General features: G+C 60.8%; 2 protein-coding genes. One reads left to right on the top strand and one right to left on the bottom strand.

Translation table 11 applies throughout. From position 1 onward, the window contains the following. Window positions 1–652, bottom strand: a 652-nt coding sequence (locus AC1DVA_RS28115; RefSeq protein WP_476808087.1) for a M20/M25/M40 family metallo-hydrolase, incomplete at its 3' end; no start/stop codon positions are given. 47 nt (window positions 653–699) lie between these two features. Between AC1DVA_RS28115 and AC1DVA_RS28110 the strand changes: the two genes are divergently transcribed. Then, a complete protein-coding gene (locus tag AC1DVA_RS28110) occupies window positions 700–1,200 on the top strand; it encodes an Lrp/AsnC family transcriptional regulator (protein WP_476808086.1) in 501 nt (166 codons plus the stop codon). The last annotated feature ends 523 nt before the right edge of the window (window positions 1,201–1,723 follow it).

The following is a 1,723-nucleotide window of genomic DNA, read 5'->3' as shown; positions in this document are numbered from 1 at the left end:
CTCCCTGATCGCTCGTCGCATCAAGGTTGATGCCCGCCTGGATGTCGAGCCCAAACTCGCGCGCAATGCCGGGCAGAGCATCCCGAAGGCTCCGCATCCCCCTCGAACCCCTCTCCTCATCAGGCGTCGCGATGAGAATGAGATTGCCTGGCCTATCTGGCTCGGTGGCAAAGGCTTCTAGGACGGCAATTCCAGCCGCGATCCCGCTCTTCATATCGAGCAGGCCCCGACCAGGTAGGAACTCACCGCTATTCAGATCCTCCAAGGCACGTTGCTCGGCGGCGTTCAAGGGCCTGCTCTGGAGATCGGCGAACAAGGCCTGCAGCAGCTCATCGGGCTTGAAGGCAAGTGGGCCGAGTTCGCGATAGTTCGCTATTGAAACCACATCGTAGTGTCCTGCCAGCGCCAGCGTCCGGGCCCCCTGCCCCCGCACGATTGCCACGACACTTTGGGTAATGGGGTCTCCGTGACTGTCGACAAGGCGAATCTGATCAGGGTGATCGCGGAAGTAGGGTATTTCGCCAAGCAGTTCCGCGAGCTTCGCTCCGAACTCTGCCTCACCGGTAGTTCCGGTTTCGCTACCCCACCCAACCAGGGAGCACGAAAGCTCCCGAACGCGACGCCCGAATTCCGGCTTCAGCTGTGGTTCCATCGCGACGTTCCAAATGTACTGAGGGCGGCCCGAAGATAGGCGACCTCATGATCCGCATGAACGGCCTGCCGGGCCGATTTGAAGCTGATACTGTCGGATTCGTCAGCTTACGTGTCAGAATCGGTAGCTCAATGGACGACCTCGACTATCGGCTGATCGCCGAACTTCGCGTCAATGCCCGGTCCACGGTTCCGACGTTGGCCAAGCTTCTGCGCGTCGCCCGCGGCACCGTTCAAACCCGGATGGATCGCTTGATCGCAAACGGGACCATTGCGGGATTCACGGTTCGGATGAAGGAGATCGAATCAACCGATCGGATACGCGGCATAATGATGATCGAGCTAGAAGGGCGGAACGTTAAGAAGACCGTAGCGGCGTTGAGGCTTAACCCCGGATTTGCCGGTCTCCACACGACAAATGGTCTCTGGGACCTGATTGCCGAAATCGAGGTCGCGGACATGCCCGCATTCAATCGGCTAGTGAGCGGCATCAGGATTATGGACGGCATCTCCAAGTCCGAGACACATATCCTCCTGGGCCCGGCGTAGCCGAGCTTCGAGCGCTCAATCCGATGCTTGGAACGGGAGCGACGGGTGTGGCGCCTGTTCTTGGTGCTTGGCGACCGTGAGCCCGGCGCGGCGACCCCTGGAGACCAGGCAGCCAGCTCAGGAACTCCTTCGCCACGGTCCCCTTGGTGTCTCGCAGCGACCAGGCTCCCATGGCAAGGAATTCGAAGTCCAATCGGCCCAATGGCTCCCACGGCGCCACCCAGCTCCCTTCAGTCATCATCACGAGCTACAACCTCGAGGCCCGGGACAAGAAGACTTCGTCGGCGATCGGGCGCGGCGCGGCGCCATATTCGACCATCTTGAGGAATTGCGGGAGGCTCTGCGCGAGACGGGCGAGGACCCGATCGACGTACCGAGTGAGGAGCTGAAGAAAAAGGATCTCGACGCACTGCTGGCCGGAGATGATGCCGAGGCGGCAGCGCTGCAGCTACGAGAACCGATCTCGGCCATCCAACCGACCCCAGGAGCCGATCCGATAATCAGGTAGAGGCGGAGTCAGAAC

Source organism: Allobosea sp. P4_C6, from assembly GCF_056402015.1.
This window is presented reverse-complemented; position numbering and strand designations above follow the sequence as displayed.